16 protein-coding genes and 1 tRNA gene are annotated in these 15,429 nt (G+C 53.6%); 13 read left to right on the top strand and 4 right to left on the bottom strand.

Annotated elements, in window-relative coordinates; translation table 11 throughout:
* Nucleotides 1–80: 80 nt before the first annotated feature.
* Entirely contained in the window at nt 81–812 is a 732-nt protein-coding gene (locus ACMGGM_RS09250; protein WP_014885139.1) for a MurR/RpiR family transcriptional regulator, read from the bottom strand.
* Nucleotides 813–1,077: 265 nt separating this feature from the next.
* On the opposite strand from ACMGGM_RS09250, the gene trhA reads away from it, so the two are divergent.
* On the top strand, nt 1,078–1,737 hold the full coding sequence (trhA, locus tag ACMGGM_RS09245) for a PAQR family membrane homeostasis protein TrhA (RefSeq protein WP_023331242.1): 660 nt from the start codon (nt 1,078–1,080) through the stop codon (nt 1,735–1,737).
* Nucleotides 1,738–1,821: 84 nt separating this feature from the next.
* Here trhA and ygfZ read toward each other — a convergent pair whose 3' ends face one another.
* On the bottom strand, nt 1,822–2,802 hold the full coding sequence (gene ygfZ, locus ACMGGM_RS09240; protein ID WP_014885137.1) for a tRNA-modifying protein YgfZ: 981 nt from the start codon (nt 2,800–2,802) through the stop codon (nt 1,822–1,824).
* A 294-nt stretch (nt 2,803–3,096) separates the two neighbouring features.
* Between ygfZ and sdhE the strand changes: the two genes are divergently transcribed.
* Both sdhE and ACMGGM_RS09230 read left to right on the top strand, forming a co-directional pair.
* On the top strand, nt 3,097–3,363 hold the full coding sequence (gene sdhE, locus ACMGGM_RS09235) for an FAD assembly factor SdhE (protein ID WP_010435322.1): 267 nt from the start codon (nt 3,097–3,099) through the stop codon (nt 3,361–3,363).
* The gene (locus ACMGGM_RS09230) at nt 3,344–3,754 is read left to right on the top strand and encodes a protein YgfX (RefSeq protein ID WP_014885136.1); all 411 of its coding nucleotides are present in this window, start codon (nt 3,344–3,346) and stop codon (nt 3,752–3,754) included. Before sdhE ends, ACMGGM_RS09230 begins: the two co-directional genes overlap by 20 nt.
* Before the next feature lie 5 nt (nt 3,755–3,759).
* Here ACMGGM_RS09230 and fldB read toward each other — a convergent pair whose 3' ends face one another.
* The gene (gene fldB / locus ACMGGM_RS09225) at nt 3,760–4,281 is read right to left on the bottom strand and encodes a flavodoxin FldB (RefSeq protein ID WP_047344477.1); all 522 of its coding nucleotides are present in this window, start codon (nt 4,279–4,281) and stop codon (nt 3,760–3,762) included.
* A gap of 101 nt (nt 4,282–4,382) precedes the next feature.
* Between fldB and xerD the strand changes: the two genes are divergently transcribed.
* The 5 genes from xerD (at nt 4,383) to lysS (ending at nt 10,476) form a co-directional block, all read left to right on the top strand.
* Nucleotides 4,383–5,279 carry a site-specific tyrosine recombinase XerD gene (xerD, locus tag ACMGGM_RS09220; RefSeq protein ID WP_014885134.1) on the top strand — a complete coding sequence of 299 codons (897 nt, stop codon included), beginning with the start codon at nt 4,383–4,385 and terminating at the stop codon, nt 5,277–5,279.
* Nucleotides 5,280–5,307: 28 nt separating this feature from the next.
* Entirely contained in the window at nt 5,308–6,021 is a 714-nt protein-coding gene (gene dsbC, locus ACMGGM_RS09215) for a bifunctional protein-disulfide isomerase/oxidoreductase DsbC (RefSeq protein WP_014885133.1), read from the top strand.
* Nucleotides 6,022–6,026: 5 nt separating this feature from the next.
* The gene (gene recJ, locus ACMGGM_RS09210) at nt 6,027–7,760 is read left to right on the top strand and encodes a single-stranded-DNA-specific exonuclease RecJ (RefSeq protein WP_032635612.1); all 1,734 of its coding nucleotides are present in this window, start codon (nt 6,027–6,029) and stop codon (nt 7,758–7,760) included.
* Between the two features lie 90 nt (nt 7,761–7,850).
* A protein-coding gene (gene prfB / locus ACMGGM_RS09205) for a peptide chain release factor 2 (protein WP_096059326.1) occupies nt 7,851–8,949 on the top strand; the annotation gives its coding sequence in 2 pieces (ribosomal slippage) (nt 7,851–7,925 and nt 7,927–8,949; 1,098 coding nt in all).
* Nucleotides 8,950–8,958: 9 nt separating this feature from the next.
* Nucleotides 8,959–10,476 (top strand): lysine--tRNA ligase, encoded by a 1,518-nt coding sequence (gene lysS / locus ACMGGM_RS09200; RefSeq protein WP_063943608.1) that lies wholly within the window; start codon nt 8,959–8,961, stop codon nt 10,474–10,476.
* Between the two features lie 38 nt (nt 10,477–10,514).
* Here lysS and idi read toward each other — a convergent pair whose 3' ends face one another.
* Entirely contained in the window at nt 10,515–11,057 is a 543-nt protein-coding gene (gene idi, locus ACMGGM_RS09195) for an isopentenyl-diphosphate Delta-isomerase (protein ID WP_014885129.1), read from the bottom strand.
* Nucleotides 11,058–11,221: 164 nt separating this feature from the next.
* Here idi and actS point away from each other — a divergent pair, with 164 nt between their 5' ends.
* The 5 genes from actS to arsA all read left to right on the top strand — a co-directional run bounded on the left by actS (nt 11,222) and on the right by arsA (nt 15,384).
* Complete coding sequence (actS, locus tag ACMGGM_RS09190) at nt 11,222–11,965, top strand: amidase activator ActS (RefSeq protein ID WP_041163068.1); 744 nt, start codon at nt 11,222–11,224, stop codon at nt 11,963–11,965.
* A gap of 80 nt (nt 11,966–12,045) precedes the next feature.
* Nucleotides 12,046–12,119 (top strand) — tRNA-Gly (locus ACMGGM_RS09185).
* Between the two features lie 733 nt (nt 12,120–12,852).
* A complete protein-coding gene (gene arsR / locus ACMGGM_RS09180) occupies nt 12,853–13,203 on the top strand; it encodes an As(III)-sensing metalloregulatory transcriptional repressor ArsR (protein ID WP_014885112.1) in 351 nt (116 codons plus the stop codon).
* Nucleotides 13,204–13,252: 49 nt separating this feature from the next.
* A complete protein-coding gene (gene arsD / locus ACMGGM_RS09175; protein WP_014885111.1) occupies nt 13,253–13,615 on the top strand; it encodes an arsenite efflux transporter metallochaperone ArsD in 363 nt (120 codons plus the stop codon).
* Nucleotides 13,616–13,632: 17 nt separating this feature from the next.
* Nucleotides 13,633–15,384, top strand: a complete 1,752-nt coding sequence (gene arsA / locus ACMGGM_RS09170) for an arsenite efflux transporter ATPase subunit ArsA (RefSeq protein ID WP_045134113.1) — start codon at nt 13,633–13,635, stop codon at nt 15,382–15,384.
* Nucleotides 15,385–15,429: the final 45 nt, after the last annotated feature.

The raw sequence follows: 15,429 nt of genomic DNA, 5'->3' as shown, positions 1-15,429 counted from the left end.
GTCTAGCAAAGCGAAATTGAATGTCACGATATAACAATTCGCGGAAATTGTGATTTGTCACATCAAAAAAACAGGATGTTTTATTCCGCCAGTTTCTTCGCCAGTTTGCGTCCGAGAGATTCCAGAATATAGATAACGGGGATTTGTGTGGTGATGTCGTAGACGCCTGCAATACGCGTCTGGGGAACGTGCCATGAGAGATTAAAGTCCGCCAGTTTTGCCAGGCGCGAGTGTTCATGGCTGGTAATGGAGAGAACCTTGCAGTGATGCAGGCTGAACTGGCTGGCGAAGCGCAGGATCTCCTCGGTCTCGCCCGACACAGAGAGCACAATTGCCAGTGCATTTTTCGCCATATCATTGGTGACCGGGAAATAAGGGTCATCAATATGGTTGCTGAATTTTCCGATATTCGAAAAGAAACGGGCACCGTATTTTGCCAGAGATCCTGATGTCCCTGCGCCGACAAATATAATTCGCTCCGAAGAGAGAATGATATTTACCGCGTCATCCAGTAAAGCGTCGAACTCTTCATTATTCACGCTTTTAAAGAAACTGATAATTTCGCTGGCGCCGAAATTCGCCTGCTGAGGTTCGTTCTGTTCAAGATAGAGCTTAAAGCGCACGCGAAACTCAGAATACCCTTCACAGTTGAGCTTACGGCAAAAGCGCAGGATGGTGGTGGTTGAGACGCCCGCCGCATCCGCCAGTTCGCGGATGGTCATGTACATCACTTTGTCACGGTTTTTAATGACATAGTTGTAGACCATCATCTCCAGGTTATTGAGACTGGCAATGGCGGAGTGGGTGAACATACTCACAGTGGCAAAACTCTCATTCAGACCTCGTTTAACCATCATAACATGCAGCCAGACGGCAGGATCTAATTTTATGCTATTGATTCATAACGCATAAACTTTAATGTGAACAAATGTCAGGTGAAAAATATATCTATGCTTTTGATTTTTATTGTAAAAAAATTACATGGAAAATATTTTAGCTAACAGGTGTTCACTGGAATCATTCTCAGTTAGCATAGTCATGCGATGAATAATCATCTTTAGTTTCCCGGAGTTTTGTATGGCGAGCAGACCATTAATCGCACAGGGATATTCACTGGCGGAGGAAGTAGCCAACAGCATCAGCCATGGCATTGGCCTGGTGTTTGGGATAGTCGGTTTAGTGTTATTGCTGGTACAGGCGGTTGATACCAATGCCAGCGCGATGGCGATTACCAGCTATAGCCTGTATGGCGGAAGCATGATCCTTTTATTCCTGGCGTCGACGCTCTATCACGCGATTCCGCATCAACGGGCCAAGATATGGCTCAAGAAATTTGACCACTGTGCTATCTATCTGCTTATTGCAGGAACCTATACGCCTTTTCTGCTGGTGGGGCTCAACTCGCCGCTGTCGCGCGGACTGATGATTGTCATCTGGAGCCTGGCGCTGCTGGGGATCCTCTTCAAGCTAACCATTGCACACCGGTTTAAAGTGTTGTCACTGGTGACCTATCTGACCATGGGGTGGCTGTCGCTGATTGTGGTGTATCAACTGGCGATTAAGCTGGCGGTTGGCGGGGTTACGTTGCTGGCAGTGGGAGGCGTAGTGTACTCGCTGGGCGTCATTTTCTACGTCTGCAAGCGCATTCCATACAATCATGCCATCTGGCATGGTTTTGTACTGGGCGGCAGCGTGTGCCATTTTTTGGCAATTTATTTGTATGTGGGGCAGGTGTAGTTTGTTGTCGGGTGGCGGCTTCGCCTTACCCGACCTACGGGATCGGCTGGCCCGGTAAGCGCAGCGCCACCGGGCGATACAGCATCACTCTTCCAGCGAATACGGTAACGGCTCAATACTCAACGTATTCGCATCATCACGCACGCGGAACACGCTGTCGGCTTCCATGTCGTTGTTCATGACGGCCTGGACTAAAAGACGACCATCATCCAGCTGTACGGCGGCTAACACGGTGCCGGTACGGCGCCAGTTATCGCCCATTTTCAGCTCTAAATCTTCACCCGCTTCCGGTACGCGGCTGGCATGACCTGCCAGTGTCCACAGTGCACGTTTATTTGCCCCACGGAATTTTGCACGCGCCACCATCTCCTGGCCGGTGTAACAGCCTTTTTTAAAGCTGATGCCGCCCAGCGCCTGCAGGTTAGTGGCCTGTGGAATAAACTGCGCGCTGTTGGCGGCGTCAATGATCGGCAGACCGGCTTCAATATTCAGCGCCAGCCACTGCTGGCTGTTGTTGAGCTGCGCTTCGCCGCGCAGTGCTTCGGTGACGCGTTCGGCGGTTGCGGCATCCGTGACAAGCAGGAAGCGCTCCGCCGGATGTTCAAACCACAGGATGGAGGTGGCCCCCTCGCTGACGACCTGTTTTTCTGCATCCGGCAGCTCAGCAAACAGATTTTTCAGCGCGGCACGTGCCTGGAAGCCCGCCACGCCCAGCAGAACATGCTCGTCGTCCGGGACGATAGTGACTTTGGAAAAGACTGCATACTTTTTCAGCTCTTTGAGCTGCGCATCTCGCAGGCTGCGGCGTTCGATAAAGGCAAACCCGTCCTGACGGCGGAAAAGACGCAGATTGCTCCACATTTTGCCTTTGGGGTCACAATGCGCCGCCAGCAGGTGCTGGTGTTCGGTCATCTGGCTGACGTCGGCGGTGACCTGGCCCTGGAGGTATTTTTCAGCGTCGGCGCCGGCGAGCGTCGCCAGCGCCCAGTCATCAAGAGAAATAAGCGTCAGCGGCAGACGCGCAGAGGCGGCGGGCTGGCGAGGAGAAAATGGTGTAAATGCCATAACGATATCCTGAATTGCTTAACGCTTTGATAATGCCTAATGGTAAAAGAGCCTGCTGGCAATGCAAGCGCTTTCAGCAGACCATTTGTGCCATAAACCGGTTATGCGTAGCGCTACGCAAAATAGTGTAATCCGCTGTCTTTGTAGGGGTTATTCTGGAAGCCTGCTCGTTGATCGCAATATTCCAGTAATGAAACGGTCAAAAACACGTTACACTAGCTGGTGTCCCCGTAGAGAAATAAAGAACACTGAACGGGGGCCCGACTGTGCCAAACGTAATGCAGGAAACTGAACATGGATATTAACAACAAGGCCCGTATTCACTGGGCGTGCCGTCGCGGCATGCGTGAACTTGATATTTCCATCATGCCTTTCTTCGAATATGAGTATGACAGCTTAAGCGATGATGATAAGCGGCTGTTTGTTCGCCTGCTTGAGTCTGACGATCCGGATTTATTCAACTGGCTGATGAACCACGGCAAACCCGCCGACACCGAGTTGCAACGGATGGTGCAATTAATTCAAACACGGAATCGGGAACGTGGTCCTGTGGCAATCTGATCTTCGCGTCTCGTGGCGCTCGCAGTGGATGTCGTTAATGCTCCACGGCCTGGTTGCGGCCATCGTGTTACTCATGCCATGGCCCCTGAGCTATACGCCGCTGTGGCTGCTGTTACTTTCGTTTGTCGTTTTTGACAGCGTACGCAGCCAGCGTCGCATTAATGCTCGTCAGGGTGAGATCAAGTTACTGATGGATTCCCGCCTGCGCTGGCAGGGAAAAGAGTGGGATATTCTGGGTATGCCATGGATGCTCAACTCCGGCATGATGTTACGGTTGCGCAATGTGGACGGCGGGCGTTGCCAGCACCTGTGGCTGGCGGCTGACAGTATGGATGCTTCAGAATGGCGAGATCTGCGCCGGATGTTGTTGCAACAGCCGACGCAGGAGTAACCCACTTAGCTAAATTTTTCTGCCATTTCGCCAAGTATCTGTTCGCACCAGGCCTGCAGGCGCTCGTCGCTGAGATCGTACTGATTGGTTTCATCCAGCGCGAGTCCGACAAACAGCTGGCCGTCGGCAATGATCGGTTTTTGACTGGTGAACTCGTATCCTTGGGTTGGCCAGTAGCCGATAAACGTCGCCCCTTTCGGTACCAGTTTGTCATGCAGCATGCCAAGTGCATCAAGAAACCATTCGCCGTAGCCCAACTGATCGCCCATGCCGTACATCGCAATGATTTTGCCGTCGAGATTGACTGAATCGAGCTGATCCCAGATGGCTTCCCAGTCTTCCTGTATCTCACCAAAATCCCAGGTTGGGATGCCGAGGATCAGTACATCGTACTGTTCCATCAGCGCGACCGCGTCATCTTTCAGGTTATGCAACGTCACCAGTTCGGGGCCAATGATGTCGCGAATTTTCTCTGCCGCCATTTCGGTGTAGCAGGTGCTGGAACCATAGAAAAGACCAATATTCATCGCGTAACTATCTCAATTCATGCTTTGACTTTGTGCGTAGTGTACCAGAAACCGGTCGCAATCAGGCATAATGGCCTGACTGCAGAATCAAAGGGGCCGATGTGGAAAAGGATCTCGCACTCGTTGAACAGTTTCTCGATGCGCTGTGGCTGGAAAAAAATCTGGCCGAGAACACGCTCAGTGCCTATCGGCGCGATCTCACCATGCTGGTGGAGTGGCTGGCGCGTCGCGAATTATCGTTGGCGAGTGCGCAAAGCGACGACCTTCAGGCGCTGCTCGCGGAACGGGTTGAAGGGGGCTATAAGGCCACCAGTTCTGCACGCTTGCTCAGCGCGATGCGTCGGCTGTTCCAGCATCTCTACCGTGAGAAGATTCGGGAAGACGATCCGAGTGCGCTGCTGGCGTCCCCAAAACTTCCGCAGCGGCTGCCGAAAGATCTCAGCGAAGCACAAGTTGAGAGATTATTACAGTCACCTGCTGTTGACCTGCCGCTGGAGTTACGCGATAAAGCCATGCTTGAGCTATTGTATGCTACCGGTTTGCGTGTCTCTGAACTGGTTGGCCTGACGATGAGCGACATCAGCCTGCGTCAGGGCGTGGTGCGCGTCATCGGTAAAGGAAATAAGGAAAGGCTGGTGCCGCTGGGAGAAGAAGCGGTTTACTGGCTGGAAACGTATCTTGAGCATGGCCGTCCATGGTTGCTCAATGGCGTGTCTATCGACGTCCTGTTTCCGAGCCAGCGCGCACAGCAGATGACACGACAAACGTTCTGGCATCGCATCAAGCATTACGCCACACTGGCGGGTATCGACAGTGAAAAGCTTTCGCCGCACGTATTGCGTCACGCTTTCGCGACGCATCTGTTAAACCACGGCGCAGATTTACGCGTGGTGCAGATGCTACTGGGACACAGCGATCTTTCTACGACGCAAATTTACACCCATGTCGCGACGGAACGCCTGCGGCAGCTACACCAACAGCACCACCCTCGTGCGTGAGTGCCGACAAATTGTAACGGGATCAACTATGAAAAAGTCTTTCGCGCTGTTCACCCTGCTGGCAGCCTCTTTTACCGGGTTCGCCCATGCGGATGACGCCGCTATTAAACAGTCACTGGCTAAACTGGGCGTTACCAGCAGCGACATCCAGTCTGCACCGGTTGCCGGGATGAAAACGGTACTGACTAACAGCGGCGTGCTGTATGTCACCGAAGACGGCAAACATATTATTCAGGGGCCAATGTATGACGTGAGCGGCGCGCAGCCGGTCAATGTCACCAACCAGCTGCTGATGAAAAACCTGAATGCGCTCGAAAAAGAGATGATCGTCTATAAAGCGGCGCAGGAAAAACATGTGATTACCGTCTTCACCGACATCACCTGTGGCTACTGCCACAAGCTCCATGAGCAGATGAAAGACTATAACGCGCTGGGCATTACCGTGCGTTACCTGGCCTTCCCGCGTGCAGGCGTGCAGAGCCAGCCAGAGCAAGACATGAAAGCGATTTGGTGTGCGAAAGATCGCAACAAAGCGTTTGACGATGCGATGAGCGGTAAAGAGGTTAAGCCTGCGTCCTGCGATATCGATATTGCTAACCACTACGCGCTGGGCGTGCAGTTCGGCGTAAGCGGTACGCCAGCGATTGTCCTGAGCAATGGCTATGTTGTGCCGGGTTACCAGGGACCAAAAGAGATGAAAGAGTTCCTCGACGCGCACCAGAAACAGTTTGGTGGTAAATAATCCGCGTGAAAGCCCCGATAAAATTGCGCCGCCGCGAGGCGGTTGAACCGGTTGATTTGCCAGACGATCTCCCACCCCTGCTGAAGCGTCTCTACGCCAGCCGCGGCGTGCGCAGTGCTGAGGATCTTGAACGCAGCGTCAAAGGGATGCTGCCCTGGCAGCAGCTCAACGGCATCGAAAAAGCCATCGAAATGCTCTACAACGCGCTCCGTGAGGGAACGCGTATTGTGGTGGTAGGGGATTTCGATGCAGATGGCGCAACCAGTACGGCCTTGAGCGTATTGAGTCTGCGCGCGCTGGGCTGCGATAACGTCACTTACCTTGTGCCGAACCGCTTTGAAGACGGTTACGGCCTCAGCCCGGAAGTGGTCGATCAGGCTCACGCCCGCGGGGCACAGATGATCATGACCGTTGATAACGGGATCTCTTCCCATGCAGGTGTCGATCATGCGCACGCGCTGGGGATCCCGGTGTTGGTCACCGATCACCACTTGCCGGGTGAAACATTGCCGGACGCTGAAGCGATCATCAATCCCAACCTGCGCGACTGCGATTTCCCGTCAAAATCTCTCGCCGGTGTGGGGGTAGCGTTTTATCTGATGCTGGCGCTGCGGACCCTGCTTCGTGATAAGGGCTGGTTCGAATCACGCGGTATCGCCATACCAAACCTGGCCGAATATCTCGACCTGGTGGCGCTGGGTACCGTCGCGGATGTCGTGCCGCTCGATACCAATAACCGTATTTTGACCTGGCAGGGCTTAAGCCGCATTCGCGCGGGCAAGTGCCGTCCGGGGATTAAGGCGCTGCTGGAAATTGCCAACCGCGATCCGCTCAAGCTGGCGGCAAGTGATTTGGGTTTTGCCCTCGGGCCGCGTCTGAACGCTGCCGGAAGGCTGGACGATATGTCCGTCGGTGTGGCGCTGCTGCTGTGCGATAACATCGGCGAAGCGCGCGTCCTGGCCAATGAGCTCGACGCGTTGAACCAGACCCGTAAAGAGATAGAGCAGGGAATGCAGGCCGAAGCGCTGACCCTTTGCGAAAAACTCGAACGCAGCGGTGAAACGCTGCCGGGCGGGCTGGCGATGTATCATCCTGAGTGGCATCAGGGTGTGGTTGGCATTCTGGCCTCGCGCATTAAAGAGCGCTTCCACCGCCCGGTGATCGCGTTTGCCCCGGCTGGTGACGGCACGCTGAAAGGCTCTGGCCGTTCGATTCAGGGTCTTCACATGCGTGATGCACTGGAGCGTCTGGATACGCTGTACCCGGGCCTGATGATCAAATTTGGCGGCCATGCGATGGCGGCGGGTCTGTCGCTGGAAGAGGCGAAATTTGACGAATTTCAGCGGCTATTTGGTGAACTGGTCACCGACTGGATAGACCCTGCCTTGTTGCAGGGAGAAGTGGTGTCCGACGGCGAGCTCTCACCGCATGAGATGACAATGGACGTGGCGCAGATGCTGCGCGATGCCGGTCCGTGGGGACAGATGTTCCCTGAACCGCTGTTCGACGGCCGTTTCCGCCTGCTTCAGCAACGTATCGTCGGCGAGCGTCATCTGAAAGTCATGGTTGAGCCCGTTGGCGGCGGACCGCTACTGGACGGCATCGCCTTCAACGTCGATACGGCCATCTGGCCGGACAACGGCGTGCGCGAGGTCGAACTGGCATACAAACTGGATATCAACGAGTTTCGCGGAAACCGCACCCTTCAGATCATCATCGACAATATCTGGCCAATTTAGCGGCAGTAATCTCTATAAAAAAGGGCGTGGATTCGGTACAATCCCGCTCTTATCACCGCATTTTGACAAGTCCATAAAAGAAAACAGACCATGTTTGAAATTAATCCGGTAAAAAACCGTATTCAGGACCTCACGGAGCGCTCTGACGTTCTTAGGGGGTATCTTTGACTACGATGCCAAGAAAGAGCGTCTTGAAGAAGTAAACGCCGAGCTGGAACAGCCGGACGTCTGGAACGAACCTGAACGCGCACAGGCGTTGGGTAAAGAGCGTTCCTCTCTCGAAGCTATCGTAGATACGCTGGATCAAATGGCTCAGGGGCTGGAAGATGTTTCCGGTTTGCTCGAGCTAGCCGTCGAAGCCGACGACGAAGAAACCTTTAACGAAGCCGTGGCAGAACTCGACGTGCTGGAAGAGAAGCTGGCGCAGCTGGAATTCCGTCGTATGTTCTCCGGCGAATACGACAGCGCTGACTGTTACCTCGATATTCAGGCAGGTTCTGGCGGTACCGAAGCGCAGGACTGGGCCAGCATGCTGACGCGTATGTACCTGCGTTGGGCAGAAGCGCGCGGCTTCAAAACAGAAATCATCGAAGAGTCTGAAGGTGAAGTGGCCGGTATTAAATCCGTCACCATCAAGATCATTGGCGACTACGCCTACGGCTGGCTGCGTACCGAGACCGGCGTTCACCGTCTGGTGCGTAAGAGCCCGTTCGACTCCGGTGGCCGTCGCCATACCTCCTTCAGCTCGGCGTTTGTTTACCCGGAAGTTGACGAAGATATTGATATCGAAATTAACCCGGCGGACCTGCGTATTGACGTTTATCGCGCCTCCGGTGCGGGTGGTCAGCACGTTAACCGTACGGAATCGGCGGTGCGTATTACCCACATTCCAACCGGGCTGGTAACACAATGCCAGAACGACCGTTCCCAGCATAAGAACAAAGACCAGGCCATGAAGCAGATGAAAGCGAAGCTTTATGAGCTGGAGATGCAGAAGAAAAATGCTGAGAAACAGGCGATGGAAGATAACAAGTCCGACATCGGTTGGGGCAGCCAGATCCGTTCTTACGTCCTTGATGACTCCCGCATCAAAGACCTGCGTACCGGGGTTGAAACCCGTAACACGCAGGCGGTGCTGGACGGCAGCCTGGACCAATTTATCGAAGCAAGTTTGAAAGCAGGGTTATGAGGAACCAACATGTCTGAACAACAAGCACAGGGCGCTGACGCGGTAGTCGATCTTAACAACGAACTGAAAACCCGCCGCGAGAAGCTGGCAGCGCTGCGTGAGCAGGGCGTGCCGTTCCCGAACGATTTTCGTCGTGACCACACCTCAGACCAACTGCACGCTGACTTCGACGGTAAAGAGAACGAAGAGCTGGAAGCGCTGAACATCGAAGTGGCCGTTGCTGGCCGTATGATGACCCGTCGTATTATGGGTAAAGCCTCCTTCGTGACTTTGCAGGACGTGGGTGGCCGTATTCAGCTGTATGTTTCCCGTGACGATCTGCCGGAAGGCATCTACAACGAGCAGTTCAAGAAGTGGGATCTGGGCGATATCCTTGGCGCGAAAGGTAAACTGTTCAAAACCAAAACCGGTGAACTGTCTATCCACTGTACCGAGCTGCGTCTGCTGACCAAAGCGCTGCGTCCGCTGCCGGACAAATTCCACGGCCTGCAGGATCAGGAAGCGCGCTATCGTCAGCGTTATCTGGATCTCATCTCTAACGATGAATCCCGCAAGACCTTCAAAATTCGCTCCCAGATCATGGCCGGTATTCGCCAGTTCATGGTGAACCGCGACTTTATGGAAGTGGAAACCCCGATGATGCAGGTGATCCCAGGCGGTGCGTCTGCCCGTCCATTCATCACCCATCATAACGCCCTGGACCTGGACATGTACCTGCGTATCGCGCCGGAACTGTACCTGAAGCGTCTGGTGGTAGGTGGCTTTGATCGCGTATTCGAGATCAACCGTAACTTCCGTAACGAAGGTATCTCCGTTCGTCATAACCCAGAGTTCACCATGATGGAACTCTATATGGCGTATGCAGATTACAAAGATCTGATCGAGCTGACCGAATCCCTGTTCCGTACCCTGGCGCAGGACATTCTGGGCACCACCCAGGTCCCTTACGGTGAAGAAGTGTTCGACTTCGGCAAGCCGTTCGAAAAACTGACCATGCGCGAAGCGATCAAGAAATACCGTCCTGAAACCAACATGGCGGATCTGGATAACTTCGACTCTGCGAAAGCGATCGCGGAAAGCATCAGTATCAAGGTAGAGAAGAGTTGGGGTCTGGGCCGTATCGTGACCGAGATCTTCGAAGAAGTGGCCGAAGCGCACCTGATTCAGCCGACCTTCATCACCGAATACCCTGCTGAAGTGTCTCCGCTGGCGCGTCGTAATGACGAGAACCCGGAAATCACTGACCGTTTCGAATTCTTCATCGGCGGCCGTGAAATCGGCAACGGCTTTAGCGAGCTGAACGATGCGGAAGATCAGGCGCAGCGCTTCCAGGATCAGGTTGATGCGAAAGCAGCGGGCGATGACGAAGCGATGTTCTTCGACGAAGACTACGTGACCGCGCTGGAGCACGGCCTGCCACCAACGGCGGGTCTGGGTATTGGTATCGACCGTATGGTCATGCTGTTCACCAACAGCCACACCATCCGTGACGTGATCCTGTTCCCGGCGATGCGTCCGGTGAAATAAGGCGTTAAGATGTAAAAAAAGCCCCGAAAGGGGCTTTTTTATTGCGCGGCAAACGCTCTCAAAGCGTCTCGTGCGACCGTTGCTTCCAGCACCATCCACGGGCTGAAACCCCAGGGCGCGGCGTTTAGGGCGTGGAACAACGATTCCAGCTTAACCCATTCAAATTCCATCACTTCTTCGTGATTAATACGCAGTTCGCTGGTAATGCGTGCCGCGAATACCGGGCAAATCTCATTTTCCACAATCCCGGAAGGATCGGTTTCGCGGTAGCGAAACTCGGCGGCCACGGGGGTAATCGCCGTGATTTCAGCGCCAACCTCATAGCGGCAGCGGCGGATAATCGCCTCTTCCGTCTTTTCACCGGTTTGAGGGTGCCCGCAGACGGAATTCGTCCAGACACCCGGCCAGGCTTTTTTGCTTAGCGCGCGTCGGGTGACCAGACACTCCCCTTCGGCGTTAAACAGCCAGGAGGAGAAGGCCAGATGCAGAGGGGTTTGGGTGGTGTGTGCGGCGTACTTTTCCTGAGTGCCAATCACCATTCCCTGGTCGTTTACCAAAATAACGTGTTCTTGAATACTCATTCGTGCTCCAGTGCCAACGATGCGGATGGTTCTGCACCATCAGCAGAGCAGTATTATACGGCATTCTTATACGAACGGTTTGACCCACAGAGCGGAAAAGGGCTGACCCATTTCTGCCAGGGCTGGTATCATAGGGCGCCATTCACGCTGACCGAGGATCTGTTTTGTTTGCAGGAAGCCTGACGAGAAACCCCATCATCGCCATTTTTTGCCTGACGCTGACATTATTACTGGCCGGCTGTTCGGGGAGTAAATCTTCGGATATGGGCAGCTATTCCGGTTCGGTCTACACCGTTAAGCGCGGTGACACGCTGTATCGGATTTCGCGTGCGACGGGGACCAGCGTGAAGGATCTGGCGCGTCTGAATAACATCTCTCCACCGTATACCATCGAAGTGGGGCAGAAGCTGAAGGTTAGCGGCAGTTCGACCTCGGGTAAAAAATCTTCTGCGAAAGGCAAAACCGCCAAAGTGACGCCATCCTATGCGGTGCCGCAGTCCTCCTGGCCACCGGTCGGTCAACGCTGCTGGATTTGGCCAGCCAGCGGTAAAGTGGTGCTGCCGTACTCCCTGTCTGAAGGGGGTAACAAAGGCATTGATATCGCCGCTGCACGCGGTACGCCGGTTTATGCCTCAGGCGCAGGTAAGGTGGTTTATGTCGGTAACCAGCTACGCGGCTACGGTAACCTGATCATGATTAAGCATGGCGAAGACTACATCACGGCCTATGCGCACAACGACACGATGCTGGTCAATAACGGGCAAAACGTCAAAGCAGGGCAGAAGATTGCCACCATGGGCAGCACGGGAACGGATTCGGTGAAGCTGCACTTCCAGATTCGTTATAAGGCGACGGCCATCGATCCGCAGCGTTATCTTCCGGCACCCGGCAGCAAACCGAAGTGCTAAGTGATTATTTTATCGCCACTTAGTGGTGAAGAGGCTTGTATGAAGAGGCGTAAGGTCTATAATGCCTTACGCACCTCAAAGCGGGCGTAGTTCAATGGTAGAACGAGAGCTTCCCAAGCTCTATACGAGGGTTCGATTCCCTTCGCCCGCTCCACTCCTTTAAAAGCCTTGTAACCTCTTCCCTTTACCTTGAACAACAAGCTTCTGTTTTAGCTGATTATTTTTTTTTGCTGGTTTATGGGATCAGTAATAAGTTTACATCTGGGGAGCGGTATAATTTTGCGTATCACATCCAAACTGATAAATCAGAGACGCATTTAGTCACTGCTGATATTTCTTATCCCGGAAAATAAAGGACTGTACTCCCTGGTGCGGTAATTAGCCATTCCAGTGATCTGGCTGGCCTCCTGTACCCTGTGACGCCTGGGCGTAAATGCAGGTCAGTATAAATACGATCAGAGAATGCTGTTGTTCGTCTTCAAAGATAAAGCTATGACGTTCAAGTCCTTCTAATACTTCCTCAAGCGACAATCTGATCATTTATCTTCCCCGTTGCAGCCTCGCATCCATGCACGACAGAAGATCCAGCCGATGACGAGCCATAGCACTGACAGCGCCACTATTTCTAAAAAGATTTTCATTTTGTTTTGGTGAGTGATTATTATCCTGGTAACGTTTCTGGGCGGTATTATTACTGGTGAGATCGGATGGGGCAAGTCACTAATTTTAATCGGGTATTAGTAGTGCTAATAGTCTCATTCTTCTTATAAGGCATAAAGCATCCGTCGCGATTCAAACCCATCATTAAAAACATATGTGTTTTTCCGAATGTGTATTGAGTTTTCGTTCATGCCGAGTATCCTGTTGGTAAATACTCAGGAGGTTTGATGTCACTAACATCCTTACAACTCTTCAAATACCTCTCCGATGAAACCCGTCTGGGCATCGTACTGCTGCTCAGAGAGATGGGAGAGTTGTGCGTATGCGATCTCTGCACAGCGCTGGATCAGTCGCAGCCCAAGATCTCCCGTCATCTGGCAATGCTACGGGAAAGTGGGCTATTGCAGGATCGTAAGCAGGGCAAGTGGGTTCACTATCGTCTTTCCCCGCATATTCCGTCATGGGCTGCTCAGGTGATTGAGCAAGCCTGGTTAAGCCAGCAGGACGACGTACAGGCCATCGCCCGTAAGCTGGCAACGGCAAATTGCTCTGGTAGCGGTAAGGCTATTTGTCTCTAAAAAAAATTTGCCTGAACATATATGATTTTTCAAATGTGAGGTGTTCAGAATGAAAACGTTAACGGTGTTTGACCCGGCATTGTGCTGCAGTACCGGCGTATGTGGTTCAGATGTCGATCAGGTTCTGGTTGATTTTTCTGCGGATGTGCAGTGGTTGAAAGGACGCGGCGTACAGGTGGAACGTTACAACCTGGCGCAGCAGCCCATGAGCTTCGTTCAGAACGAAAAAGCGAAAGCCTTCCTTGAAGCCTCGGGAGCAGAAGGGCTTCCGCTACTGTTGCTGGACGGTGAAACGGTAATGGCCGGGCGATATCCAAAACGCGCTGAGCTGGCTCGCTGGTTTGGGATCCCGCTGGAAAAAGTGGGCCTGGCGCCCACCGGCTGCTGTGGTGGGAAGACTTCCTGTTGCTAAGTATGTCGGGAGGACATATGAAATTCTTACAGAATATCCCGCCTTACCTGTTTTTTACCGGAAAGGGCGGAGTGGGCAAAACCTCCATTTCCTGCGCGACGGCTATCCGCCTGGCGGGACGGGGTAAGCGGGTATTGCTGGTGAGTACCGATCCCGCTTCCAATGTCGGCCAGGTCTTTGATCAAACTATCGGTAACACGATCCACTCTGTTAATGCCGTTCCCGGGCTTTCCGCTCTGGAGATTGACCCACAGGAAGCTGCACAGCAGTATCGCGCCAGAATCGTTGATCCTGTTAAGGGGCTTTTGCCTGATGACGTCGTTAACAGCATCAGCGAGCAGCTTTCCGGCGCCTGTACGACTGAGATTGCGGCGTTCGATGAGTTCACCGGTTTATTGACAGACGCTTCCCTGCTGACCCGCTTCGATCACATCATTTTTGATACAGCGCCGACGGGCCACACTATTCGCCTGCTCCAGCTTCCCGGCGCCTGGAGTAGCTTCATTGAAAGTAACCCGGACGGTGCTTCCTGTCTCGGCCCAATGGCCGGGCTGGAAAAACAGCGTGAGCAGTACGCACACGCGGTAGAGGCGTTATCCGATCCTGCGCGTACCCGTCTGGTTCTGGTTGCACGACTGCAGAAATCCACTTTGCAGGAAGTCGCCCGCACCCATGAAGAACTGGCGGCGATCGGCCTGAAAAACCAGTATCTGGTGATTAATGGCGTTTTGCCGGCAGCCGAAGCGGAACATGACGCACTGGCTGCTGCGATATGGCAACGGGAGCAAGAGGCCCTGGCAAATCTTCCTGCCGGTTTATCCGGGCTGCCGACAGATACCTTATTACTGCAACCCGTCAACATGGTTGGCGTGTCGGCATTAAAGGGCCTGCTGGAAAGCCGTTCTGAGGCATTACCGCTCCCGGCAACGAACGCCCTGGATACGCCTGAAAACGCATCGCTCTCTGGCCTGGTCGAGGATATCGCCCGTAACGAACACGGCCTGATTATGCTGATGGGCAAAGGTGGCGTGGGTAAAACCACGATGGCGGCTGCCGTCGCCGTCAGGCTGGCAGACATGGGGTTTGATGTCCATCTCACCACCTCCGATCCCGCCGCACATCTCAGCACAACGCTAAATGGCAGCCTGAATAACCTGCAGGTCAGCCGGATCAACCCACACGAGGAAACCGAACGCTATCGCCGGCATGTCCTTGAGACGAAGGGAAAAGATCTGGACGAAGCAGGGAAACGGCTACTGGAAGAAGATTTACGTTCCCCCTGTACTGAAGAGATCGCCGTCTTCCAGGCATTTTCCCGCGTGATCCGCGAAGCAGGTAAGCGGTTTGTGGTGATGGATACGGCTCCCACGGGGCATACGCTGTTGCTGCTGGATGCAACCGGGGCTTATCACCGCGAAATTGCCAAAAAAATGGGCGACAAAGGCCATTTTACTACCCCGATGATGCAGCTTCAGGACCCGGAGCGAACCAAAGTGCTGCTGGTTACGCTTCCGGAAACCACTCCTGTGCTGGAGGCAGCGAATTTGCAGGCCGATCTTGAACGCGCGGGGATTCATCCGTGGGGCTGGATTATCAATAACAGCCTTTCTATTGCGGATACGCATTCTCCATTGCTTTGCCAGCGCGCCCGGCAGGAATTGCCGCAGATTGAGGCGGTTAAGCATCAGCATGCTGACCGTATAGCGCTTGTTCCGCTACTGGCGTCAGAGCCTGCCGGTATCGAAAAGCTCAGAGCGTTGATGCGTTAATTTTTTGGTTAATACAGGGCGGCAGAGCCGCTCTGTCAGGAGGTT

It is taken from the genome of Enterobacter sp. BNK-14, from assembly GCF_047456095.1.
GTDB lineage: Bacteria > Pseudomonadota > Gammaproteobacteria > Enterobacterales > Enterobacteriaceae > Enterobacter > Enterobacter kobei.
The sequence above is the reverse complement of the archived record's forward strand: the minus strand, read 5'-3'. Positions and strand labels throughout refer to the sequence as shown.

What these genes read in the sequence shown, in the direction of transcription:
- ACMGGM_RS09250 (WP_014885139.1), bottom strand. Translation starts at nt 812, where the DNA reads ATGTTCACCCACTCCGCCATTGCCAGTCTCAATAACCTGGAGATGATG.
- trhA (WP_023331242.1), top strand. Translation starts at nt 1,078, where the DNA reads ATGGCGAGCAGACCATTAATCGCACAGGGATATTCACTGGCGGAGGAA.
- ygfZ (WP_014885137.1), bottom strand. Translation starts at nt 2,802, where the DNA reads ATGGCATTTACACCATTTTCTCCTCGCCAGCCCGCCGCCTCTGCGCGT.
- sdhE (WP_010435322.1), top strand. Translation starts at nt 3,097, where the DNA reads ATGGATATTAACAACAAGGCCCGTATTCACTGGGCGTGCCGTCGCGGC.
- fldB (WP_047344477.1), bottom strand. Translation starts at nt 4,281, where the DNA reads ATGAATATTGGTCTTTTCTATGGTTCCAGCACCTGCTACACCGAAATG.
- dsbC (WP_014885133.1), top strand. Translation starts at nt 5,308, where the DNA reads ATGAAAAAGTCTTTCGCGCTGTTCACCCTGCTGGCAGCCTCTTTTACC.
- lysS (WP_063943608.1), top strand. Translation starts at nt 8,959, where the DNA reads ATGTCTGAACAACAAGCACAGGGCGCTGACGCGGTAGTCGATCTTAAC.
- idi (WP_014885129.1), bottom strand. Translation starts at nt 11,057, where the DNA reads ATGAGTATTCAAGAACACGTTATTTTGGTAAACGACCAGGGAATGGTG.
- arsR (WP_014885112.1), top strand. Translation starts at nt 12,853, where the DNA reads ATGTCACTAACATCCTTACAACTCTTCAAATACCTCTCCGATGAAACC.
- arsD (WP_014885111.1), top strand. Translation starts at nt 13,253, where the DNA reads ATGAAAACGTTAACGGTGTTTGACCCGGCATTGTGCTGCAGTACCGGC.
- arsA (WP_045134113.1), top strand. Translation starts at nt 13,633, where the DNA reads ATGAAATTCTTACAGAATATCCCGCCTTACCTGTTTTTTACCGGAAAG.